The sequence below is a fragment of the Bradyrhizobium sp. dw_78 genome (assembly GCF_018449525.1).
Lineage (GTDB): Bacteria > Pseudomonadota > Alphaproteobacteria > Rhizobiales > Xanthobacteraceae > Bradyrhizobium.
In genome coordinates this window covers 385,541-407,309 of the sequence record NZ_JAAVUS010000001.1, presented here as the reverse complement: position 1 = coordinate 407,309, position 21,769 = coordinate 385,541, and the positions used below count along the sequence as shown (strand labels likewise).

Below are 21,769 nucleotides of genomic sequence, written 5' to 3'. Positions count from 1 at the left end.
GTTTCGCCGATCCTAGCATTGCTGATTGGGGTCGTCGGCATCATCATGTTCGGATCGGCTACTATTCAGTCAGCAGGTAGGCTGTTCGGTTCGCGCCAGCCGGTTCTGTTTTTGACCCGGGAAGGCTTCAAAGACATCCGGATCAGCTCTGAGTGGATTCCGTGGTCTATGATCCTGTCTGCGAAAGATTATCGGGGCAAAGGCCTTGTTCTGGACGTCGCACCCCAGTTCATGAGCAGGCTGCGACTGAGTTTTGTAACTCGGTTTACACGCACAGCAAATCGGCTCTTTGGCTATCGAGGCTTATGGGTCGTAGCATTTCCACTGGTGAACACATCAACGCGCGCACTTCTCGAAGTCATGCGTGACCGAATTGGGAGGGGACAATCTACGGGTTGAGGCCATCGCAGCGTGCCCCAGAGCCGCGATTGCTCGTAGTCCTCCATCGGCCGAATGCCCGCTCCGGATCATTCGCGACGTTTTCACGATCGCGGCTGTGAGTCCGCTTTATCAGCGAGAACCGCCCCCCTCAGTCGGGCTGGCCATGTCTCAGATGGGCCAGTAGCGGAAATGCTGAGCGTTTCCAGAACAGCCGCTCAGGATCTGCTCTCTGAGCCACGAACGCTGTCTCCTGTTGGAGAATCCTCCGCGTGCGCCGTGCCCCCATTCTGTACGATTGTCATCCAAGCCTTCCATGCTGCATCCTCCTCGACGCCTGTCGGTAGTTGGATGCTGTCAAAAAGCCCCCTTTTAGAAAACAGAATTGGAACTTTGAACTTCCCACGTCGCTCCAGCTTGGTCACGTCAGCTCGAAGCATGCTCTTTCTGCCAAACCAAGTGGTGCGCTCTATGCGGTCGGGATACAACGTCACCTGAGCAAATGTAACGTTTAGTGCCGTTACAAGAGTTACTAGTACCAACACCATAACAAAGATTAGTACCGAAGGGGCGATTCCTCGGTCGATCAAATGTGTTCGTGCGACAACACCAAGCAAGATTATTATCATAAACCCAAGTACCTTCAGTCCGCCTCTCCAGACTGATGTTCGGTAGCTGGCGGGATAAAGGCTGGGGTCAAGCGGCGTTGTCATACAATGAGCAAGTTAGTCACGAACAACTACAACATAGCCCGTCATGGAATCAAAACACCATGCGTCCTTGGCTAGGTTGTACAATGACATATTGTCAACTGCAAACGCGCGGAGAGCTGCTTTTGAATTGAGTCAGCCCAATTACCGATATGGGTCATTCGCATCGTCCTCAATGCGCGAGGGCCACTTCCGGTCTGGCCTGTTGGCCGGACATATTCTGAGCCGGTCGGCTTGTCTCAAACGTGTTTGAACCTGCATCCGCGCTATGGAACATCACGGCGCGGGGCGTTTGATGACACGGCCGGAACCCGTCCCGCCCCCGGCGGACAAAGGCTTGGCAGGGCGGCGCAAAGCCGCTAATGGTCCCGCCCCCTTCCAATCATCTGTCAGAGTGGTTCATGGCGAGCGCCTCGTCCGCCGTCTCGATCGGCATCGATTTCGGTACCAGCAACACAGTCGTCGCGCTTGCGACCGAGGACGGCAAGGTCGAGGCCATCCGCTTCGATCATGGCGGAAAACGGCACAGCGTCTATGTATCGGCGCTGTGCTTCTGGGAAGAACGGCCGGGCAGCGGAGCCGAGGCGGAAGGCGGCCCGTGGGCGATCGAGCAGTTTCTCGAAGGACGCCATATCCACCGCTTCATCCAGTCGTTCAAAACCTTTGCCGCCAGCGCCAGCTTCAATTCCACCCAGGTCTTCCGGCAGCGCTACCGGTTCGAGGATCTGCTCGCGGCATTCCTCCGGACGCTGGCACGTCATGGCGGAGACAGGTTCGGATTCGAGGCGCCGACCATCATGGTCGGCCGCCCCGTGCGCTTTGCCGGCGGCAATCCCGACGAGGCGCTGGCGATGCAGCGCTATCAGGCGGCGTTCGAACGGCTGGGCGCCGGTCATGCGCGCTATGTCTACGAGCCGGTGGGAGCGGCGTTCTCGTTCGCCCGCCAGCTGGAGCACGATGCCACCGTGCTGGTCGCGGATTTCGGCGGCGGCACCAGCGATTTCTCGGTGATGCGTTTCTCGCGACAAGGCGGCGTGCTGCGCGCCGAACCGCTCGGCCATGCCGGCATCGGCATCGCCGGCGACACCTTCGATTACCGCATCGTCGACCACGTGGTCTCGCCGCGACTGGGCAAGGGCAGCGACTACCGCTCCTTCGACAAGGTGCTGCCGATCCCCAACCACTACTATTCCAACCTGGCGCGCTGGCATCAGCTGGCGATGATGAAGGGCAGCGGCGATTTGCGCGAATTGCGCGAGCTGTCGCGCACCGCGCTGAAGCCGGGCCCGCTGCAGGATTTCATCACCATCGTCGATCTCGATCTCGGCTTTTCGCTGTATCGCGCGGTGTCCGACGCCAAGGTCGCGCTGTCGGCCCACGACCAGGTGGATTTCCGTTTCAATAGCGGCGGCATCGATATCCGCTCCACCATCACGCGCAACGACTTCGAAGCCTGGATCGCCGACGATATCGACCGGCTCGGCGCCACCATCGACAAGGTGCTGGACGAGGCCGGCATCACCGCGCACGAGGTGGAAAAGGTGTTCCTGACCGGCGGGACCTCCTTCGTCCCTGCTGTGCAGCGCTTGTTCGCCGATCGGTTCGGCGACGAACGCTTGACCTCGGCGGACCAGTTCGAGTCGATCGCCTACGGCCTCGCCCTGATCGGACACAGTCCCGACCCGGATCGCTGGACGGCGGCGCGGCAGGGTTAGGGGCGAGCGCGGATCGGCCTTCGCGCCAAGTCGCTCACGCCAGCGTCGAGGGGGCCGATCCGGGTACACCGGTCCGGGTCGATTGCGCGGACACCGACATCGCGGATTGCGCCACGCCGATCTGGCCGGTGGCATAATTGACCAGGAACGTGATCGACGACGATTCGGCGTTCACCGAACCCGCCGAAACCGAGCCGGCAGATAACGAGGATATCGTAACGCTGCTCGCCGTAGCGATGTTCCGTGTGATCGCAATCTCGTCCAACGCCTCATTGTTGTTGAGCATTGCGCGGCTGACCCCAACACCGGGAGACGCCCCTGTGGTGCCGCCGCCGGAGGACAAACGCCGCGATCTGTTCGCCGCTTATCTGGCCGTGACCGGAGCGGCCTTCCGCACCGCGAGCTTCTTGTCCTCATTCTCCAGCGCCTTGCGGACCTGCTTGAACTCTTCAACCGACGCGGGATCGACCCTCGGGAATTTCAGATTCAGGCCGTCCAGCGCGCTGACGATCACCGAGCCGATCACCACCCGCGCGAACCATTTATGGTCCGCCGGCACCACATACCACGGCGCCTCGGCGCTCGATGTGTGCCGCACCACCTCCTGATAGGCGGCCTGGTATTTTCCCCACAACGCGCGTTCGCTGACGTCGGCCATCGAGAACTTCCAGTTCTTCGCCGGCTGTTCCAGCCGGTCGAGAAACCGCTCGCGCTGCTCCTGCTTGGAGACGTTGAGGAAGAATTTCAGGATCACGGTGCCGTTGCGCGCGAGGTAGCGCTCGAACGCGGAAATATCCTCGAACCGCTCGCGCCAGATGTTCCTTGTCACCAGCCGCGGCGGGATCTTTTCGCCGGCCAGAATCTCCGGATGCACCCGCACCACCAGGCACTCCTCGTAATAGGAGCGGTTGAAGATGCCGATGCGGCCGCGCTCCGGCAGCGCGATCGCGCTGCGCCACATGAAGTCGTGATCGAGCTCGAGCGCCGACGGCTGCTTGAAGGAATGGACTTCGCAGCCCTGCGGGTTGACGCCGTCGAATATGCTTTTGATCGCGCTGTCCTTGCCGGCCGCATCCATACCCTGGAAGATCAAGAGCAGCGACCAGCGGTCCTGCGCATAGAGCTTTTCCTGAAATTCGCTCAGGCGCTTGCGGTTGGCCTTGAGAATCTCCTCGCCCTTGTCCTTGTCGAGGCCGCCCCTCTCGTCGGTCTGGTGCGATTTCAGATGGAATTCACTCGATCCGTCGCACCGGAACGGCGCCACAAAGGGCCTCAACTCGGCCGCGAGAGGCTGCGAAGGTTTCTTGCTCATGCGAACAGTTCCATTGTTCTTGCCGAAGCAGACGGTTTCGAGCGTAACGGAATGATATGCAAGCGCAAAGCTTCGCTTCCCGTTCCGTCATTCCGGGGCGATGCGACAGCATCAAACCCGGAATCCGGAGATGATGGCGCGAGATTCCGGGTTCGCGCTTCGCGCGCCCCGGAATGACGGCAACTCATGCCGAGCCGGAAAAACGCCGCTCCAGATAGGCCGTGACGAAACGCGGCATCGCCACGGTAAAATCCTGCGGCCCGCGCACCAGATGGATTTTGGCCAGCTCCGGCTGGCTCTGGCCGGCGATATTGGCCTCGATGCGGGCGCGCAGCGCTTCGCCGGTCATGTCTACATGCAATCCCTGCATGACCGCGACGGACGCGCCGGTGACGACGCAGTCCCAATAGGGGTCGGCGCGATAATCGGCGGGCACAAGGCCTGTCTCTTCCTCGATCTCGCGCATGATGCTGCCGGCGATATCGAGCGCGTCACCCCTGACATCCCCGAGATCGGGCGTGCCCGACGGAAAATAGATGCGCCCCGCATTGGCGGTGTGACCGCCCATTTCACCGAGCACGAACGCACCGTCGCTGGCAACCAGCGCGCCCATGCCAAAGCCGTTGAAAACGCCGCTGTCCGGAAAACCCCAGTCGCGCCAAGCGAGAAAGCTGGCGAAATCGGTCTCGAAATAGTCCGCGACGAAACGGCCGGCTGCAAAGACCGGGTTGCGCCCCAGCAGCACACGGCCGTTCCAGAGCCCCGGCCGCTTGCCCTGCGCGGCGGCGAAATGCGCATCGATCGCGCCGCGCCGTTCATCCGCGAACGGCCAGCACCACGGCCGCACGTTCAGATCGAGCGCCGCGACGCGATGAATGACGGGAGAGGTCATCGGCCGGTTTTATTTCGCATTGATTCCCGTGGTCTTGTCCGAAGTCTTGCCGGCCTGTTCGACGAATCTGTTGGTGTAGGTTTTGCTGACATCGATATTGGCCCCGGCGACCTCGGGCGAGCCCTCGCTGAACACCGCGAGCACGGCTTCCGCCCCCTTGGGGTCCATCCTGCCGGTTTCCGAATACATCGGAAGCGTGTTGTTCAGCGCCGCGAGATAAAGCGCCTTGTCCTTGCCGACCATCTCCGGCGGCATTTTGGCCATCACCTCTTCGGCCGAATGCGAATGAATCCACGCCAGCGTGTTCAGGATCGCATCGGTCAGGGACTGCACTTCCTTCTGATGCGCGGCGACCCATGCCGCCGTGCTATAGAGCGCGCCGCCCGGATATTCGCCGCCGAACACGGCGAGCGTATCCTTTTGCGTGCGGGTGTCGCTGAGGATGCGCAGGTCCGGATGGCTGCCTTGCAGCACGGTGACGGCCGGATCGAGCATCACGGCGGCATCGATCTGGCCCTGCTGCATCGCCGCGACCGAGGCCGCGCCCAGGCCGACGCCGATCACGGCCACGCTTGCCGGATCGAGGCCGTTCTTCCTCAACAGATATTTGAGGAAGAAATCGGTCGATGAGCCCGGCGCGCTGACGCCGACCTTCTTGCCGGCCAGATCCTTGATGGTCTTGATCTCGCCGGTGTGCGAGGGCGACACCACCAGCACCAGGCCGGGATAGCGGTCATAGACCACGAAGGCCTGCAGCTCCTGCTTTTTGGCGGCGAGATTGACGCAGTGATCGAAATAGCCGGAGACCACATCGGCGCTGCCGCCGAGCACGGCCTTGAGCGCATCCGAGCCGCCCTTGAGATCGACCAGTTCGACGGCAAGGCCGGCCTTGTCGAATTCGCCGAGTTGTTTCGCCAGCACGGTCGGCAGATAGCACAGGCAGGCGCCGCCGCCGACCGCGATGGTGATCCTGGTTTGCGCCGCCGCGACATCGGCCATCAGCGCCAGCACAACCAGCGCGGCGGCCAGCCTGCCAACGATCGTTCTCATGCGTTCCTCCGTCATTTGGCGGCGACGATAGAGTAGCCGGGATGCTTTGAGAAGGCAGCCATTTGAGAACGCAGCCTCGGTGTGCTAGTCAGCCAGCGGACGGATAAGGATGTGCCGATAACCGCCTAAATAATTTACGAAAAGGGAGGCTAACTGATGAACCGCATCGCCACCACGCTCTCGATCGCCATCGCGTTTGCCGCCGGCTGCGGCGTCACGCATCTGCTGCGGCCGGCCATCGCCGCCGAGAACGTCACCGCGCAGGTCATTCACACCCAGGATTTTTCCGGCGACGCGCTCGGCCCGGCCAATGCCGGCGGCATGCATTCGAAGATGTTCATGTCGGCCGACGGCGCCACGATCTCGATCCAGGACGGCAATGTCGGCAAGCACATCCATCCCAGCACCAACGAGATCCAGTACATCCTGGAGGGCACCGGCACGGTCTGGCTTGGCGACAAGCAAGTGCGGGTGCAGCCGGGCGACCTCATCATCATCCCAAAGGGCACTCCGCATGGCGGCACCAAGCCGGACGGCCGCCCGCTGAAGGCGATCGCGATCAAGACGCCGCCGCAGGCCCCGGACGACACCAAGATGCTGGATTGATGACTCTCCCTTCATTCCGGGATGGCCCGAAGGGCCAGACCCGGAATCCATCGCACCGCATTTCCCGCTGAACCATGGATTCCGGGTTCGCGTCTTCGACGCGCCCCGGAATGACGTGGGGCCCTACCCCCGCCCGTCCGCGGCCGCCGGCCGCCACACCAGAAGCCGCCGCTCCACCAGCGTCACGCCGATATCGATCAAAATGACGAAAGCCGACAGCACGAACATGCCGGCAAAGACACCGGCCACGTCGAACACGCCTTCGGCCTGCTGGATCAGATAGCCGAGACCGGCGGCGGAGCCGAGATATTCGCCGACCACGGCGCCGACGACGGCGAAGCCGACCGAGGTGTGCAGCGAGGAGAACATCCAGGACAGCGCCGACGGCCAATAGACATGCCGCATCAGTTGCCGCTCGTTCATGCCGAGCATGCGGCCGTTATCGCGCAACGTGGCGCTGACCTCGCGGACGCCCTGATAGACGTTGAAGAACACAATGAAGAACACCAGCGTCACGCCAAGCGCGACCTTGGACCAGATGCCGAGCCCGAGCCATAGCGTGAAGATCGGCGCCAGCACGACGCGCGGCAGCGCGTTGGCCATCTTGACATAGGGGTCGAACACCGCGGCGACGCGGGGCTGGCGCGCGAACCAGAAGCCGATGGCCACGCCGCCGAGCGAGCCGATCACGAAGGCGAGGATCGACTCCCACAGCGTGATCAGCAGATGCTTCCAGATGATGCCGGTCGAGAACCAGTTGACGATCTGGCCGCCGACATCGACCGGATTGGAAAAGAAGAACGGCGGCAGCAGGATGCGGCCAAAGATTGAGACGGTGGCCAGCCCCTGCCACAGCGCGATGCAGACCACCGCGACCAGCACTTGCAGCGACAGAAGCGTCAGGCGCGACATGGTTCGCGCTCTTTCTGCTCCCCTCCCCCTTGCGGGGAGGGATCAGGGGTGGGGGTTACACACGCACCGTGCCGAACGGACCCCCCTCCCCAACCCTCCCCCGCAAGGAGGGAGGGAGTGAGCTGTGCTCGCAGCGCGATCTCGCTTACGAACAATGAAAGCAACACCACCGAATCTTTTGAAATGTCACCAACAATCACGGCTTGGCGAATGTCCCGATCAGGCCGGTCGCGACCTTGGCGTGTCCCTCCAGCGCCTTGATCAGTTCTTCGCGGGTCAGGCCGGGCTTCAGCGCCGACGGATCGAGATCGGTTGCGATCAGGGTGAACGTATAATGATGCGGCGCACCGGCCGGCGTGCATGGGCCGGAATAGCTCGGCAGTTTCTGGGTGCTCTCGCCGCCGACATATTTGTCGCTGGTTTTCGAGACCTCACCCTCGGCAAAGCCGGTGACGGAAGGCGCGATGCCGTAGGCGACCCAGTGGCTGACGCCGTTGGGCGGACGTCCCTCGGGATCGAACATCATCAGCGCGAAACTCTTGGTGCCCTCCGGCGGGTTGCTCCAGGAAAACGCCGGCGAGATATTTTCGCCGACACAATTCGGATTGGACTTGTTGTTGCCGGCATTCTTCACGGCCAGCCGTTCGCCGTCCTTGAAGTCCGGCGACGTCAGCGTGAACGCGCCTTGCGCCTTCGCCGCATGGGAAGCGCTCAAAGCGGCCAGCGCCGCCGCAAGAGCCAGAAATGAACCGCGTCGCAACATGACATCTCCCTGTAACATTTCGTGGGTTGATCCAGGTTCAGCTTTCGATGCATCGGGATCAGGGCCGACGCTGACACGTCGGATCACCCGTCTGCCGATTGCGCATAGCCCTTTAGCACTTGCTCTTTAAGAACGCCCCATATCTCACGATGAAGTGAGTGAAATTTCTGATCGAGCCGCACCTCGAAAATATCGCGCGGGCGCGGCAGCGGCACGCGCCAGTCGCCGATGATGCGCGCGCCGGGCCCCGCCGACATGATCACGACACGGTCGGCCAGCGCGATCGCTTCCTCGAGGTCGTGGGTGACGAACAGCACCGCCTTGCGGTCGGCGGTCCATAATTCCAGCAGCAGATTGCCCATGATCTGCCGGGTCTGGGCATCGAGCGGGCCGAACGGCTCGTCCATCAAAAGGATCTTGGGATCGCGGATCAGGACTTGCGCAAGGCCGATGCGCTTGCGCTGCCCGCCCGACAGCATATGCGGATATCGGCCCGCGAAGGCGCCGAGGCCGACCGTATCCAGCCATTTCCGCGCCCTCACCAAAGCTTCGCCACGGCCGACGCCAGCGACCTCGAGCCCGATCGCGACATTGTCGATCGCGGTCTTCCACGGAAACAGCGCGTCGGCCTGAAACAGATAGCCGGCCTGCCGGTTGAGCCCGGTCAGCGGCGCATCGAAGATCCGCACCGTGCCCGACGCCGGCCGGAGCAGCCCGGCCGCGAGGTTCAACAAGGTCGATTTTCCGCAGCCGGTCGGGCCAACGATGGCGACGAATTCGCCCTGCGCCACCTTGAGTCGCGCCTTCTCGACCGCGGTGTAGACGCGCGCACCGGCGAGACGGAACGCCACCGTCGCATCTTCCAGCACGACCGCCGCTTCCGCGGCATCACCTGCCTGCACGCATTTCCCCCGAACCGATCTAAGTTGGCGCGTGGATAACGCCCCCGTCCCGACAATTCAACCGATGTCAGCCGCGGGCGCGTCGACGCCGGCTTGGTGGCTTCGCCGCGGTGTGATAGTCGAAACGACATGAGCGCCCCGCCCGTGATCGCCTTCGCGCATGTCGGCAAGAGCTTCGACGGCGGCCGGGTAAAGGCCGTCGACGACGTCTCGCTCGAGGTCCATGCCGGCGAATTCCTTACCATCGTCGGCGGCTCCGGCTCCGGCAAGACCACCTTGCTTCGCCTCGCCAACCGGCTGATCGACGCCGACCAGGGCCGCATCAGCATCGAAGGCGAGGACGTACGCGCGGTGGATCCGGTGCAGCTGCGCCGCCGCATCGGCTATGTGTTCCAGAACGGCGGGCTGTTTCCGCATATGAGCGTCGCCGGCAATATCGGGATCACGCCGAAACTCCTGGGCACGCCGGCCGCGGAGATTGCAGCGCGGGTGGACGAGTTGCTCGACCTGGTCCGGCTCGACCGCGCGCAGCATCGCGACCGGCTGCCGCAGGAGCTCTCCGGCGGCCAGCGCCAGCGGGTCGGCGTGGCGCGGGCGCTCGCGGCCAAGCCGCGCATCGTGCTGATGGACGAGCCGTTCGGCGCGCTCGATCCCCTCACCCGCGACGCGCTGAGCCAGGACTACCGCGCCCTGCATGACAGGCTCGGGCTGACCACGATCATGATCACCCACGACATGGCCGAGGCCCTCCTGCTCGCCGACCGCATCGCGGTGATGCACGCCGGCAAACTGCTGGCGCAAGGCACGGCGGCCGAGCTCTCCGGCAGCGGCGATGCCTATGTCGGACAATTGCTGCGCACGCCGCGGCGGCAGGCCGAACGGCTCAATGCGCTGCTGCCCGCGAATCCATCCAGGGATGGCAAGGATGGCGCGGCATGAATCTGTTGTCCGATCCGCGCTGGAGCGACGCGGTTTCGCATCTGCCGGACTATCTCGGCAATCATGTCCGGGTCAGCGTCACGGCGCTGGCGCTCGGGCTCCTGATCAGCCTGCCGCTCGCGATCGCCGCGCGCAACCGCCCGCTGCTGCGCGGCGCGTTGCTCGGATTGGCCAGTGTCGTGCAGACGGTGCCGGGGCTGGCGCTATTGGCGCTGTTCTATCCGCTGCTGCTGGCACTGGCCTCATTGTCGCTGGCCTGGTTCGGATTCGACTTCTCGGCCTTCGGCTTCCTGCCTTCCGTGCTGGCGCTGGCGCTCTATTCGATGCTGCCGGTGCTGCGCAACACCATCACCGGCCTTCGGGGCGTCGATCCCGCGCTGATCGAGGCCGCGCAGGGCGTCGGCATGACGCCGCGCCAGTCGCTGTTCACGGTGGAACTGCCGCTGGCGCTGCCGGTGATGATGGCCGGCATCCGCACCGCGGCGGTCTGGGTGATCGGCACCGCCACGCTGTCGACGCCGATCGGCCAGACCAGCCTCGGCAACTACATCTTCGCCGGATTGCAGACCCAGAACTGGGTGTTCGTGCTGTTCGGCTGCGCGGCGGCGGCGCTGCTGGCGCTGGTCGTCGACCAATTGCTGGCGCTGATCGAGACCGGCATCCGCCTCCGCAGCCGGCTCCGCGTCGCGCTCGGCGCCCTCGGCATCGTGGCGCTGCTGGCGGCCACCCTGGTACCGGCGCTGGCGCGCCCGCCATCAAGCTATATCGTCGGCGCCAAGACCTTCGCCGAGCAATATGTGCTGGCCGCGCTGATCGCCGAGCGGCTGCAGGCGGCGAACCTGTCCGCGGCCTCGCGCGAGGGACTCGGCTCCAACGTGATCTTCGACGCGCTGGTGTCGGGCGATATCGACGTCTATGTCGATTATTCCGGCACCCTCTGGGCCAACCAGTTCCACCATAGCGATATCAGGCCCCGCGAGGTTTTACTCAGCGAATTGAAGACGATACTGGCGCAGCAGAAGGTCACGCTGCTGGGCGAGCTCGGCTTCGAAAACGCCTATGCGCTGGTGATGCCGCGAAAGCGCGCCGAACAGCTCGGGATCCGCACGATCTCCGATCTCGTTCCCTATGCCGGCACGATGTCGATGGCGGCGGACTACGAGTTCTTCTCCCGTCCCGAATGGGCCGGCATCCAGAAGGCCTATGGCCTGAAATTCCGCACGCAGCGGCAGATGCAGCCGGACTTCATGTACGCCGCGGTCGCCTCCGGCGAGGTCGATGTGATCGCGGGCTACACCAGCGACGGACTGATCGCCAAATACGATCTGGTCGTGCTCAACGACGACAGGCACGCCATCCCACCCTACGACGCGATCGTCCTGCTGGCGCCGAAACGCGCCGACGATCAGGCCTTGCGGTCGGCCTTGCAGCCGCTGCTCGGCCGGATCGATATCGCCACGATGCGGGCCGCGAATTTGCGCGCCGCCGGCGGCAACGCCGCCGCGTCCCCGAACGAGGTCGCGCGCTGGCTGTGGAACAGGATCGCCAAACAACCCTAGCTCCGGCCACAACATCCGGGCCATTTCGATCCCTCGATGACATCTGCAAGCGGCCGCTCTCAAGAGTCCGGATGAGATCTCAATCCTTGACGCAGAAGCCTGCCGGGCGACGGTCTCGGCGGCACGATCGAAAGCAAAAGTTTGGATGAGGGATTGTCTGCTTGGCCTTGAGCCTGCAAGACTTTCCCGACCTAAGAATTCACTTGAAGGGCTTCAGATGAAGAATGTGAATGAACTGTCAGTTCTTCGCGCCAGCTCTGCGCTGCGACCGCTTTTCGCGGCACGCCTTCGGCCTAAGAAGATGGATTAAATCGCAGTTCTTCGGCCGGCAAAAACAGCGAGACCGCTTGCGCGATCCCGCTTTGCAATATGCCGATCAGGACTTAATTTTCCGTGTGCCGTCCCGGCGAGATCGCGCCTCGCGCGACCCCGCTATTCCCGGACGAGACCAAGCCTAGTTCTTCGACTTGTCGACCAGGGCGCCCTTCTTGATCCACGGCATCATGTCGCGGAGCTTGGCGCCGACGTCCTCGATCGGATGCGCGGCGAGCTTGGCGCGGGTCGCCTTGAACGAGGTCTGGTTGACCTTGTTCTCCAGCATCCAGTCGCGGGCGAACTTGCCGGACTGGATGTCGTCGAGGACGCGCTTCATCTCCTTCTTGGTCTCTTCGGTCACGATGCGCGGGCCGGTGACGTATTCGCCATATTCGGCGGTGTTGGAGATCGAATAGTTCATGTTGGCGATGCCGCCTTCATAGATCAGGTCGACGATCAGCTTCACCTCATGCAGGCACTCGAAATAGGCCATCTCCGGGGCGTAGCCGGCTTCGACCAGGGTCTCGAACCCGCCCTTGATCAGCTCGACCAGGCCGCCGCACAGCACCACCTGCTCGCCGAACAGGTCGGTTTCGCATTCTTCCTTGAACGAGGTCTCGATGATGCCGGCGCGGCCTCCGCCGATCGCCGAGGCGTAGCTCAAGCCGAGGTCATGGGCGTTACCCGAGACGTCCTTGGCGATCGCGATCAGGCAGGGCACGCCGCCGCCGCGCTGATATTCGGAACGCACGGTATGGCCGGGGCCTTTGGGGGCGATCATCAGCACGTCGAGGTCCGGCCGGGGATCGAGCAGGTTGAAGTGGACGTTGAGGCCGTGCGCGAACACCAGGGCCGCGCCCTTCTTCATATTGTCATGCAGATGGTCGCGGTAGATGTCGCCCTGCAACTCGTCCGGGGTCAGCATCATGACGAGGTCGGCCCATTTCGCGGCGTCGACGACCTCCATCACCTTGAAGCCGGCGGCTTCCGCCTTCTTGACGGAACCGGAGTCCTTGCGCAGCGCGATGGCAACTTCCTTGACGCCGGAATCCTTCAGGTTCAGCGCATGGGCGTGGCCCTGGCTGCCATAGCCGACGATGGCGACCTTCTTGCCCTTGATCAGGTTCAGGTCGGCGTCGCGATCGTAATAAACACGCATAGTCGTTTCCTCTTCGATGGCCGGAAGCGGCCGATTAAGTCAGGCTTTGGGGGGTGGCTTGCTGATTTCGGGGGTTGTCTAGTCCATTTTCGACCTCGTGGAAAACCGGTTTCTGCATCGCTCGGGCGGTCTCCGGCCGCGCTTGCGGCCGCTTCGACAGCATCATGACGGCGAGGCAAAAATCGGCTGGCTTCATCCGATTTAACTTTGCCCGGCCGGGTTGGGCTTGCGCAGCACGTAAGTGCCGTGCAGCGGCGCGTGATAATCGGCGGAGACGAGCGTGAAGCCGACATCGGTCAACATGCGCTCGATCACCCAGCCGAAGGTCGAATGCTCGTCGCGCATATGGGTGACGACGCTGTCGCGCGGGAAACCGTGGTTCTTGATGTTGAAATCCGCCCATTGTTCGATGTCGCGATCGCGGCCGTCGGGCATGCCGACAAAGACGATATCGCGCAGGAAGAAACAGGCGCCCGGCTTCAGCGCGCGGTAGATCCGCGCCATCGCCACCGCCTTCCAGAAATCCGGCAAATGGTGCAGCGTGAACTCGCTGACGATCAGATCGTAGGAATTCGGCTGATAGGCAAAACTCAACAGCCCCGCCGGCCGGGTCCGGATCGCAAGCTTGCGGTCGCGGGCCTGCAGATCCGCCAGCGCCAGCATCGCCGGCGAGATATCGATGGCGTCGACCTCGGCGCCGAGTTCTGCGGCTTCACAGGCCAGCACGCCGTTGCCGCAGCCGATATCGGCCACCCGCCAGCCGCGCTGCACCCCCAGCATGGTCAGCGCCGCGCGGGCGCGAACGTCGCGATCGTCGTCGACGTCGTAGATCGAAGCGACCGCGGAATCGAGACCGATCCGGCGGCGTTCATTATAGTACCAGTCGCGTGCCAGCATGGTTCACATCCCCTCGGGCCCGCGCCCGATCGCGGCAACGCCGGTGCGTGACACCTCGACGAGGCCGAGCGGGCGCATCAGGTCGATGAATTGATTGATCTTGGCGGAATTGCCGGTGATCTCGAACACAAAGCTTTCGACGGTGGCGTCGATCACCCGGGCCCGGAAGGCGTCCGCCAGCCGCAGCGCCTCGACGCGGTTGTCGCCGCCGCCGCGCACCTTGACCATGGCAAGCTCCCGCTCGATCGAACGGCCGCCCAGCGTCATGTCGACGACGCGATAGACCGGAACCATGCGGTCGAGCTGGTGCTTGATCTGCTCGATCACCATCGGCGTGCCGGTGGTGACGATGGTGATGCGGGAGAGATGTTTCTGGTTCTCGGTCTCGGAGACGGTGAGGCTTTCGATGTTGTAGCCGCGCCCCGAAAACAGCCCGATCACGCGCGCGAGCACGCCCGGCTCGTTCTGCACCAGCACGGACAGCGTGTGCGCTTCGGTCGGATCATGGCGGTCGTCCATGAAATAGGCGGATGCGGGCTGGGTCATTGCTTGATTCTCAGGTTGTCGCCATGACTTGATGGTTGTCATTGCCGGGCTTGACCCGGCAATCCATCGTGTTTGTGAAAAGCACTTCATGAAGCGCGATGGATGCGCAGATCAAGTCCGCGCATGACATCCCGAACGTGGTGAGATCCTGGCTGCATCGCTCCGTCATCACGCCGGCTCCCTTTCTCCAGTGCCAGCCGCAACGTCCGATCCGACCCATCTGCGGAACAGGTCGAAGTCGATATTGCCGCCGCTCAGGATCAGGCCGACGCGCTTGCCCTGAATCCTGTGCTTTTCCTGCAAGGCGGCCGCGAGCGGCGCGGCGCCGGCACCTTCGGCGAGATTATGCGTGTCGGTCCAGTAGGCGCGGATGGCGGCGCCGACTTCATCGTCGCTCACCTGCACGATATGCGAGGCGCCCTTGCAGACGATGGCGAGCGCATCAGGATCGGGAATGCGGGTCGCCATGCCGTCCGCCAGCGTGTCGCAGGTCGCGGTCGTCATCACCTTGCCTGCGGCAAAGGACAGCGCGTAGGATGGCGCCAGCGTCGACTGCACGCCGACGATCTCGGTTTTCAATCCGAGCAGATCGCGCGCCAGGATGCAGCCGCAAATGCCGGAACCGAGCCCGATCGGCACATAGATCACGTCAAGGTCCGGCGCCTTGCGCAGCAATTCGAGCGCATAGGTGGCGACGCCCAGCACCAGATCGGGATGGAACGACGGCACCATTTCGAACCCCAGCGCTGCGGCGCGGCGGGCGGCTTCTTCGCGGGCGTCCTGAAAATCGTCGCCATGCTCGACCAGATCGGCGCCGAAGGCCCGCATCGCCCGGTTCTTCTCGACCGAATTGCCGTGCGGCACCACGATCGTCACCGACAGGCCATAGCGGCCCGCCGCAAAGGCGATGCTCTGGCCGTGATTGCCGCGCGTCGCCGAGATCAGGCCGGCGACGCCTGCCCGCTCGCGCTTGAGGCGATCGACATAAACGAGCCCGCCGCGCACCTTGAAGGCGCCGGTCGGGGTGTGGTTCTCATGCTTGACGACAATGGAAGCGCCCAGCCGCTGCGACAACAGCGGCCAGCCATGCGCCGGCGTCGGCGGCATCGCATGGCCGACGACCGCTAGCGCCCGCTCCAATTGTCCGAGGTCAAACATGGCGCGATCTCACCTCACACCAGCGCCTTGCCGCCGGCGAAGGCGGTCGCGGTCGCCTCGTCATTGGCGTCGGCCGGCAGCAGCATTTCGTTATGCGCCTTGCCGGAGGGAATCATCGGGAAGCAATTCTCCAGCGCCGCCACCCGGCAGTCGAACAGCACCGGGCGCTTGACCGCGATCATTTCCTTGATCGCGCCGTCGAGATCGGAAGGCTTGATCACCTGGAAGCCGACGCCGCCATAGGCTTCCGCCAGCTTGACGAAATCCGGCAGCGCTTCGGAATAGCTGTGCGACAGCCGGTTGCCGTGCAGGAGCTGCTGCCACTGCCGCACCATGCCCATGTACTGGTTGTTGAGGATGAAGATCTTGACCGGCAGTTCGTGCTGTACCGCCGTCGCCATCTCCTGCATCGTCATCTGCACCGAGGCGTCGCCGGCGATATCGATCACCAGGCTGTCGGGATGCGCGACCTGGACGCCGATCGCCGCCGGCAGGCCGTAGCCCATGGTGCCGAGGCCGCCCGAGGTCATCCAGTGGTGCGGCTCCTCGAAGCCGAAGAACTGCGCCGCCCACATCTGGTGCTGGCCGACTTCGGTGGTGATGTAGGTGTCCTTGCCGCGCGTCAGTTCGAACAGCCGCTGGATCGCATATTGCGGCAGGATGATATCGTTGTTCTTCCTGTAGGACAGCGAATTGCGCGCGCGCCATTTCGCGATCTGCTGCCACCACGGCTTGATGTCGGGCTTCTTCGCTTCCGCCTTCAACACCTGCAACAGATCGCCAAGAATGTTGCCGGCGTCGCCGATGATCGGCACGTCGACGCGGATGTTCTTGTTGATCGACGAAGGGTCGATGTCGATATGGATCTTCTTCGAGCCCGGCGAGAACGCGTCGGTGCGGCCGGTGATGCGGTCATCGAACCGCGCCCCGACGCACAGCATGACGTCGCAGCCATGCATGGTCATGTTGGCTTCGTAAGTGCCGTGCATGCCGAGCATGCCGAGCCAGTTCTTGCCCGACGCCGGATAAGCGCCCAGCCCCATCAGGGTCGAGGTGATGGGAAAGCCGGTAAATTCCACCAGCTCACGCAGCAGCCTTGACGCCTCGGGCCCCGAATTGATGACGCCGCCGCCGCTATAGATCACCGGGCGCCTGGCCGAGGCGAGCAGCGCCACCGCCTTGCGGATCTGCGCCGCGTCGCCCTTGACCCGCGGCGTGTAGGAAACATGCACGTCGGATTTGCGCGGCGGATGATAGGTGCCGACCGCGAACTGCACGTCCTTCGGCACGTCGACCACGACCGGCCCCGGCCGTCCGGTGGTCGCGACATAGAACGCCTCGTGCAACACCTTGGCCAGATCGTTGACGTCGCGCACCAGCCAGTTGTGCTTGGTGCAGGGCCGCGTGATGCCGATGGTGTCGCATTCCTGGAACGCGTCGTTGCCGATCAGATGGGTGGGAACCTGCCCGGTGATGCATACCAGCGGAATCGAATCCATCAGCGCGTCGGCGAGCGGCGTCACCATGTTGGTGGCGCCCGGCCCCGACGTCACCAGCACCACGCCGGGCTTGCCGGTGGAGCGGGCATAGCCTTCCGCGGCATGGCCGGCACCCTGCTCGTGCCGGACCAGGATGTGCTCGACCTCACTCTGCTGGAAGATCTCGTCATAGATCGGCAGCACCGCGCCGCCGGGATAGCCGAACATGTGCTGGACGCCATGATCGATCAGCGCCCGCACGATCATGGCGGCTCCCGTCATCTGGTTCGGGTCGTGGCTGTTGTCGCTCATGGCTGGCTCCGGATTTCGCTATCGTCTGCTGCTTGGTGGTTGGGAAAATAAAAAGGGGCCTCAAGAGGCCCCATGCGCACCGCCCGAATGTGGATGGCCCTAGCCATCCCCGGCGATGCGCCTGGGTACGACCACGATAATAAGGAGTTTGGTAATAATATTACGCATGTGAGCACTCAGGCTTCCCAAAGGTTGCGCGCGGACCATACCCAGCAGCCCCGAAAAGTCAAGGGAAACTGGCCAAGCCGCGCTATCCGATAAGCTAGCGGGGTTCCGGACATTCGGCGAGGGTAAAATTATTGCTTCCTGCCATGCGTACCGCTGTTACCGCCGTCATTCCGGGATGGCTCCACCGGGTCGGCACTCCGCGCCGCCCGATGACAGGCTCCGAGCCAGACCCGGAATCTCGAGATTCCGGGCTCGCGCCTACGTGCGCCCTCAGCGACAAGCGCTACGCGCTTGCGCGGGGAATGACGGCCGAGAGCCACTCCCTCGCCGCTTCCGGCGCTACCCACTCGAATTCCGGCAATTGATGCCGGAACCAGGTGAATTGCCGCTTTGCATAGTGGCGGGTATCGGCGCGGCCGATTTCGGCGGCCTGCTGCAGCGTGAGTTCGCCGTTGAGATGCCGGATCAGCGCCGGCACGCCATGCGCCTTCATCGCCGGCAGCAGCGGATCGAGACGCCGCGCCGCCAGGGCTATGACTTCTTGCAAGGCGCTTGCGGCCAGCATCGCCTCGAAGCGCGCGTCGATCCGCGCATAGAGCGCCTCGCGTTCCGGCGCCAGGAACAGCGCGGTGAATTCACCGGGCGGCAACAGCGGCGGCAGGCCGTCGCGATGCCAGTCGGTCAGCGAACGCCCGGTGGCCTCGACCACTTCGAGCGCGCGGGCGATGCGGGTGCGGTCGCGCGGCTTCAATCGCTCGGCGGATTCCGGATCGCGCTTTCTGAGTTCGGCATGCAGGGCCTCGACGCCGTTTTGTTCCAGCCGCGCCCGCACGCCGTCGCGGATGTCGGCCGGGATCGGCGGCACCGCCGACAGCCCGCGCGTCAGCGCCTTAAAATAGAGGCCGGAACCACCGACAAAAATCGGCAAGCGGTTTTCCGCGCACGCTTCCGACAACGCCGCCGCCGCGTCGCTCACCCAGCTTCCGGCGGAAAAATTGACGGCCGCATCGACATGGCCGTAGAGCCGGTGCGACACCCGCGCTTCCTCATCCGCGGTCGGCCGCGCCGTGATGATGCGGAGGTCGCGGTACACCTGCATGGAATCGGTATTGATGACGACGCCGCCGACCTGTTCCGCAAGCGCGAGCGCCAGCGCCGACTTGCCGCTGGCGGTCGGCCCTGCGATAAGCAGGGCTTGGTTCCCTGATCGAGGCGAATGCACCGCCATGTCTCTCGTCGCCACGCTCATCTGTAATCCTGCCGATCCTGCGCTCGATAGCACGGTGGTCGACGGCGCGCGCGCCATTCTTCCCTCGCCCGGCCCTGCGCAATGGCTGTTCGACGAGGTCGCCGTCGACATTCCCTTTACCGGCAGCGAGGACATCGCCGCCATCACCGCCCGGTTGCGCGAAGCCAGGGGCGATCTGCCGATCGACGTCGTGGTGCAGCCGCAACTCGACCGCCGCAAGAAGCTTTTTCTCGCCGACATGGATTCCACCATGATCAGCCAGGAATGCGTCGACGAACTGGCCGATTTCGCCGGCCTGAAGGCGCATGTCGCCGGGATCACCGAGCGCGCGATGCGCGGCGAGATCGCGTTCGAACCGGCGCTGCGCGAGCGCGTCGCGCTGCTGAAGGGCCTGCCGGTCGGTGTCATCGACGAGGTCCTGAAAACGCGCATCACGCCGACGCCGGGCGGCCGCGAACTGGTCGCGACCATGCGCGCGCATGGCGCCTATACCTGCCTGATCTCGGGCGGCTTCACGCTGTTCACCAACGCGGTCGCGACCATGATCGGATTTCACGAAAGCCGCGCCAATGAACTCAAGGTCGAGGACGGCAAGCTGAGCGGCGAAGTCGCCGAGCCGATTCTGGGCCGCGCCGCCAAGCTCGCCGCGCTGATCGAACTGCGCGAATCCTTCGACCTCGACAATCTCGACACGCTCGTGGTCGGCGATGGCGCCAACGATCTCGGCATGATCGGGGCGGCGGGCTTAGGCATAGCCTACCACGCCAAGCCCGCAGTCGCCGCCGCCGCGCATGTGCGGATCGACCATGGCGACCTCACCGCGCTGCTGTACCTGCAGGGCTACCGGCGGGACGAGTTCGTGGGCAACTGAATAATCATCAACTCGTCATTCCGGGATGCGCCTCTCGGCGCAGGCCCGGAATCCATACTCCCGGCGAGGGTTATAGATTCCGGGTTCGCGCTAACGCGCGCCCCGGAATGACGGGCAATGATCCAGATTGCCGGATCGTCAGCTGTAAAGACGCGCTTCGTGCTTTTGCCGGGCAATGACGCGTTGGTTGCGGCGATGCGGACCTACTGCAGACTCAGCGCCACGAAGCGCAGTTCGCCATCGGAATTGGCGACCAGCAGCAGCACGGATTTCTTGCCGTCCTTCTTGAGCTGATCGACGCGCTTCTTGATGTCGGCGGCGTTGCTCACCGCCTCCTGCGCCACTTCGACGATGACCTCGCCGGCGCTCAGGCGCTTGTCGGCGGCGTCGGAACTGTCATCGACATTGGTGATGACGACGCCCTTGACGCTGTCCTTGACCTTGTAGCGGCTGCGCAGATCCTTGCTGAGGGCCGCAAGATCGAGGCCGAGCATCTTCTGCGTCACCGTTTTCTCAGCCGGCTCCGGCGCCTTGTTGTTGGAAACCTGCACCGGCTTGTCGCCGTCGTCGAGCCGGCCGAGCGTGACTTTCTTGGTCTGCTCCTCGCCCTTGCGGATGACGACGACATCGACCTCCTTGCCAACAGCGGTATCGGCGACGATGCGCGACAGGTCCTTCGGCTCCTTGATGTCCTTGCCGTCGAATTTGACGACGACGTCGCCGGGCTCGATGCCGGCCGGCTTGGCCGGGCCCTTGTCGTCGACGCCCGCGACCAGCGCGCCGCGCGCGGGCTTGATGTTGAGGCTCTCGGCGATTTCGTCGGTGACCTGCTGGATCCGGACGCCGAGCCAGCCGCGATGCAGTTCGCCGAACTGCCGGAGCTGGTCGACCACGCCGGCCACGGTCTTCGAGGGCACCGCAAAGCCGATACCGATCGAGCCGCCGGTCGGCGAGATGATCAGCGTGTTGACGCCGATCACTTCGCCGTCGAGGTTGAACAGCGGACCGCCGGAATTGCCGCGGTTGATGGCGGCGTCGGTCTGGATGTAGTTGTCGTAGGGGCCGGAAGCGAAGTCGCGGTTCTTGGCCGAAACGATGCCGGCGGTGACGGTGCCGCCGAGGCTGAACGGGTTGCCGATCGCGACCACCCATTCGCCGAGCCGCAGCTTGTCGGAGTCACCGAACTTGACCGACGTCAGCGGCTTGGAGGGCGTGAACTTCAGGACCGCGAGATCGGTCTTCTTGTCGACGCCGACCAGATCGGCCTTGAACTTGCTGCCGTCGTTCATGATCACGTTGATCTCGTCGGCGCCGTCGATGACGTGATTGTTGGTCACGACGATGCCGGCGGTGTCGATGATGAAGCCGGAACCGAGCGAGACCGTCTTGTGCGGCGTCAGGTCGAGGCCCTTGTCGCCGCCGTGACGGTTCTTGAAATCGTCGAAGAACTCCTCGAACGGCGAGCCCGGCGGCAATTTCGGCGCAGCCCCCTTGCTGTCGCCGGCGGCAGGACCGCCCTTGGCCTCGACGGTCTGCGAGGTCGAAATGTTGACCACGGCATCGATCACCTTTTCGGCAACATCGGCAATCGCCTCGGGGCCGCGCGCGAAAGCGGGCTGGGCCATGACAACACTGGTGGCGCCGAGGCAGATGGCGGCCACCAAGGGGCGCAGCCGGCTGCTCAAGGCTGGGATCGCGCTGGTCATGTCAAATCTCTCTCTTAAGAACGGATCAATTGCATCTACAGTGCGCCCGAACGGGGCAATGGCGCAAGCAGATGCAGTACATTTCGTCGTTATGAGCGCCAGTCAAATACGGCGAAAGACCGTCGCCACTCAATTTGGCGTTGGTCCGCCGCACGGCCCGGCAAGTGCCGCC

19 protein-coding genes are annotated in these 21,769 nt (G+C 63.8%); 5 read left to right on the top strand and 14 right to left on the bottom strand.

Translation table 11 applies throughout. The features are described from left to right. Positions 1 to 1,489: 1,489 nt before the first annotated feature. The gene (locus HB630_RS01865) at positions 1,490 to 2,803 is read left to right on the top strand and encodes an Hsp70 family protein (protein WP_213769696.1); all 1,314 of its coding nucleotides are present in this window, start codon (positions 1,490 to 1,492) and stop codon (positions 2,801 to 2,803) included. Positions 2,804 to 2,837: 34 nt separating this feature from the next. Here HB630_RS01865 and HB630_RS01860 read toward each other — a convergent pair whose 3' ends face one another. The 4 genes from HB630_RS01860 to HB630_RS01845 all read right to left on the bottom strand — a co-directional run bounded on the left by HB630_RS01860 (position 2,838) and on the right by HB630_RS01845 (position 6,057). Then, positions 2,838 to 2,978 (bottom strand): hypothetical protein, encoded by a 141-nt coding sequence (locus tag HB630_RS01860; RefSeq protein WP_213769694.1) that lies wholly within the window; start codon positions 2,976 to 2,978, stop codon positions 2,838 to 2,840. 189 nt (positions 2,979 to 3,167) lie between these two features. Beyond that, complete coding sequence (locus HB630_RS01855) at positions 3,168 to 4,115, bottom strand: polyphosphate kinase 2 family protein (protein WP_213769693.1); 948 nt, start codon at positions 4,113 to 4,115, stop codon at positions 3,168 to 3,170. Between the two features lie 184 nt (positions 4,116 to 4,299). Continuing rightward, positions 4,300 to 5,007 (bottom strand): NUDIX hydrolase, encoded by a 708-nt coding sequence (locus HB630_RS01850; protein ID WP_213769691.1) that lies wholly within the window; start codon positions 5,005 to 5,007, stop codon positions 4,300 to 4,302. Positions 5,008 to 5,016: 9 nt separating this feature from the next. Next, on the bottom strand, positions 5,017 to 6,057 hold the full coding sequence (locus HB630_RS01845) for an ABC transporter substrate-binding protein (RefSeq protein WP_213769689.1): 1,041 nt from the start codon (positions 6,055 to 6,057) through the stop codon (positions 5,017 to 5,019). 156 nt (positions 6,058 to 6,213) lie between these two features. On the opposite strand from HB630_RS01845, the gene HB630_RS01840 reads away from it, so the two are divergent. Continuing rightward, complete coding sequence (locus HB630_RS01840) at positions 6,214 to 6,663, top strand: cupin domain-containing protein (protein ID WP_213769688.1); 450 nt, start codon at positions 6,214 to 6,216, stop codon at positions 6,661 to 6,663. Between the two features lie 123 nt (positions 6,664 to 6,786). On the opposite strand, the gene HB630_RS01835 is transcribed toward HB630_RS01840, so the two are convergent. The 3 genes from HB630_RS01835 to HB630_RS01825 all read right to left on the bottom strand — a co-directional run bounded on the left by HB630_RS01835 (position 6,787) and on the right by HB630_RS01825 (position 9,240). Beyond that, a complete protein-coding gene (locus HB630_RS01835) occupies positions 6,787 to 7,575 on the bottom strand; it encodes an ABC transporter permease (RefSeq protein WP_213769687.1) in 789 nt (262 codons plus the stop codon). A gap of 196 nt (positions 7,576 to 7,771) precedes the next feature. After that, entirely contained in the window at positions 7,772 to 8,338 is a 567-nt protein-coding gene (locus tag HB630_RS01830; RefSeq protein ID WP_213769686.1) for a YbhB/YbcL family Raf kinase inhibitor-like protein, read from the bottom strand. Between the two features lie 83 nt (positions 8,339 to 8,421). Next, positions 8,422 to 9,240: an ATP-binding cassette domain-containing protein gene (locus tag HB630_RS01825; RefSeq protein WP_213769685.1), complete on the bottom strand. Its 819-nt coding sequence runs from the start codon at positions 9,238 to 9,240 to the stop codon at positions 8,422 to 8,424. Positions 9,241 to 9,369: 129 nt separating this feature from the next. Here HB630_RS01825 and HB630_RS01820 point away from each other — a divergent pair, with 129 nt between their 5' ends. Together HB630_RS01820 and HB630_RS01815 are read left to right on the top strand one after the other, a co-directional pair. Further along, entirely contained in the window at positions 9,370 to 10,179 is an 810-nt protein-coding gene (locus HB630_RS01820; protein WP_213769684.1) for an ATP-binding cassette domain-containing protein, read from the top strand. Then, positions 10,176 to 11,738, top strand: a complete 1,563-nt coding sequence (locus HB630_RS01815; RefSeq protein ID WP_213769682.1) for an ABC transporter permease/substrate-binding protein — start codon at positions 10,176 to 10,178, stop codon at positions 11,736 to 11,738. The genes HB630_RS01820 and HB630_RS01815 overlap by 4 nt, the downstream gene beginning before the upstream one ends. A 454-nt stretch (positions 11,739 to 12,192) precedes the next feature. Here HB630_RS01815 and ilvC read toward each other — a convergent pair whose 3' ends face one another. The 6 genes from ilvC to miaA form a co-directional block, all read right to left on the bottom strand. Then, positions 12,193 to 13,212 (bottom strand): ketol-acid reductoisomerase, encoded by a 1,020-nt coding sequence (gene ilvC / locus HB630_RS01810; RefSeq protein ID WP_213769680.1) that lies wholly within the window; start codon positions 13,210 to 13,212, stop codon positions 12,193 to 12,195. 201 nt (positions 13,213 to 13,413) lie between these two features. Then, on the bottom strand, positions 13,414 to 14,109 hold the full coding sequence (locus HB630_RS01805; protein WP_213769679.1) for a class I SAM-dependent methyltransferase: 696 nt from the start codon (positions 14,107 to 14,109) through the stop codon (positions 13,414 to 13,416). Between the two features lie 3 nt (positions 14,110 to 14,112). Further along, positions 14,113 to 14,655 carry an acetolactate synthase small subunit gene (gene ilvN / locus HB630_RS01800; RefSeq protein WP_213769678.1) on the bottom strand — a complete coding sequence of 181 codons (543 nt, stop codon included), beginning with the start codon at positions 14,653 to 14,655 and terminating at the stop codon, positions 14,113 to 14,115. A gap of 168 nt (positions 14,656 to 14,823) precedes the next feature. Further along, positions 14,824 to 15,813: a threonine dehydratase gene (locus HB630_RS01795; RefSeq protein WP_213769677.1), complete on the bottom strand. Its 990-nt coding sequence runs from the start codon at positions 15,811 to 15,813 to the stop codon at positions 14,824 to 14,826. A gap of 14 nt (positions 15,814 to 15,827) precedes the next feature. Then, positions 15,828 to 17,603, bottom strand: coding sequence for an acetolactate synthase 3 large subunit (locus HB630_RS01790; protein WP_213769676.1), 1,776 nt, complete (start codon positions 17,601 to 17,603; stop codon positions 15,828 to 15,830). A gap of 451 nt (positions 17,604 to 18,054) precedes the next feature. After that, on the bottom strand, positions 18,055 to 19,020 hold the full coding sequence (gene miaA, locus HB630_RS01785; protein ID WP_249780597.1) for a tRNA (adenosine(37)-N6)-dimethylallyltransferase MiaA: 966 nt from the start codon (positions 19,018 to 19,020) through the stop codon (positions 18,055 to 18,057). Between miaA and serB the strand changes: the two genes are divergently transcribed. Continuing rightward, entirely contained in the window at positions 18,998 to 19,891 is an 894-nt protein-coding gene (gene serB / locus HB630_RS01780; protein ID WP_213769675.1) for a phosphoserine phosphatase SerB, read from the top strand. The genes miaA and serB overlap by 23 nt on opposite strands. 203 nt (positions 19,892 to 20,094) lie before the next feature. Here the strand turns inward: serB and HB630_RS01775 are convergent, their stop codons facing one another. Continuing rightward, positions 20,095 to 21,597, bottom strand: coding sequence for a Do family serine endopeptidase (locus HB630_RS01775; RefSeq protein ID WP_213769673.1), 1,503 nt, complete (start codon positions 21,595 to 21,597; stop codon positions 20,095 to 20,097). Between the last annotated feature and the right edge of the window lie 172 nt (positions 21,598 to 21,769).

Coding starts and splice junctions, on each gene's coding strand:
- HB630_RS01795 (WP_213769677.1), bottom strand. CDS start 15,813: ATGTTTGACCTCGGACAATTGGAGCGGGCGCTAGCGGTCGTCGGCCAT.
- serB (WP_213769675.1), top strand. CDS start 18,998: ATGTCTCTCGTCGCCACGCTCATCTGTAATCCTGCCGATCCTGCGCTC.
- HB630_RS01830 (WP_213769686.1), bottom strand. CDS start 8,338: ATGTTGCGACGCGGTTCATTTCTGGCTCTTGCGGCGGCGCTGGCCGCT.
- HB630_RS01845 (WP_213769689.1), bottom strand. CDS start 6,057: ATGAGAACGATCGTTGGCAGGCTGGCCGCCGCGCTGGTTGTGCTGGCG.
- HB630_RS01815 (WP_213769682.1), top strand. CDS start 10,176: ATGAATCTGTTGTCCGATCCGCGCTGGAGCGACGCGGTTTCGCATCTG.
- HB630_RS01865 (WP_213769696.1), top strand. CDS start 1,490: ATGGCGAGCGCCTCGTCCGCCGTCTCGATCGGCATCGATTTCGGTACC.
- miaA (WP_249780597.1), bottom strand. CDS start 19,020: ATGAGCGTGGCGACGAGAGACATGGCGGTGCATTCGCCTCGATCAGGG.
- HB630_RS01855 (WP_213769693.1), bottom strand. CDS start 4,115: ATGAGCAAGAAACCTTCGCAGCCTCTCGCGGCCGAGTTGAGGCCCTTT.
- HB630_RS01835 (WP_213769687.1), bottom strand. CDS start 7,575: ATGTCGCGCCTGACGCTTCTGTCGCTGCAAGTGCTGGTCGCGGTGGTC.
- HB630_RS01805 (WP_213769679.1), bottom strand. CDS start 14,109: ATGCTGGCACGCGACTGGTACTATAATGAACGCCGCCGGATCGGTCTC.
- HB630_RS01840 (WP_213769688.1), top strand. CDS start 6,214: ATGAACCGCATCGCCACCACGCTCTCGATCGCCATCGCGTTTGCCGCC.
- HB630_RS01790 (WP_213769676.1), bottom strand. CDS start 17,603: ATGAGCGACAACAGCCACGACCCGAACCAGATGACGGGAGCCGCCATG.
- HB630_RS01775 (WP_213769673.1), bottom strand. CDS start 21,597: ATGACCAGCGCGATCCCAGCCTTGAGCAGCCGGCTGCGCCCCTTGGTG.
- ilvC (WP_213769680.1), bottom strand. CDS start 13,212: ATGCGTGTTTATTACGATCGCGACGCCGACCTGAACCTGATCAAGGGC.
- HB630_RS01820 (WP_213769684.1), top strand. CDS start 9,370: ATGAGCGCCCCGCCCGTGATCGCCTTCGCGCATGTCGGCAAGAGCTTC.
- ilvN (WP_213769678.1), bottom strand. CDS start 14,655: ATGACCCAGCCCGCATCCGCCTATTTCATGGACGACCGCCATGATCCG.
- HB630_RS01850 (WP_213769691.1), bottom strand. CDS start 5,007: ATGACCTCTCCCGTCATTCATCGCGTCGCGGCGCTCGATCTGAACGTG.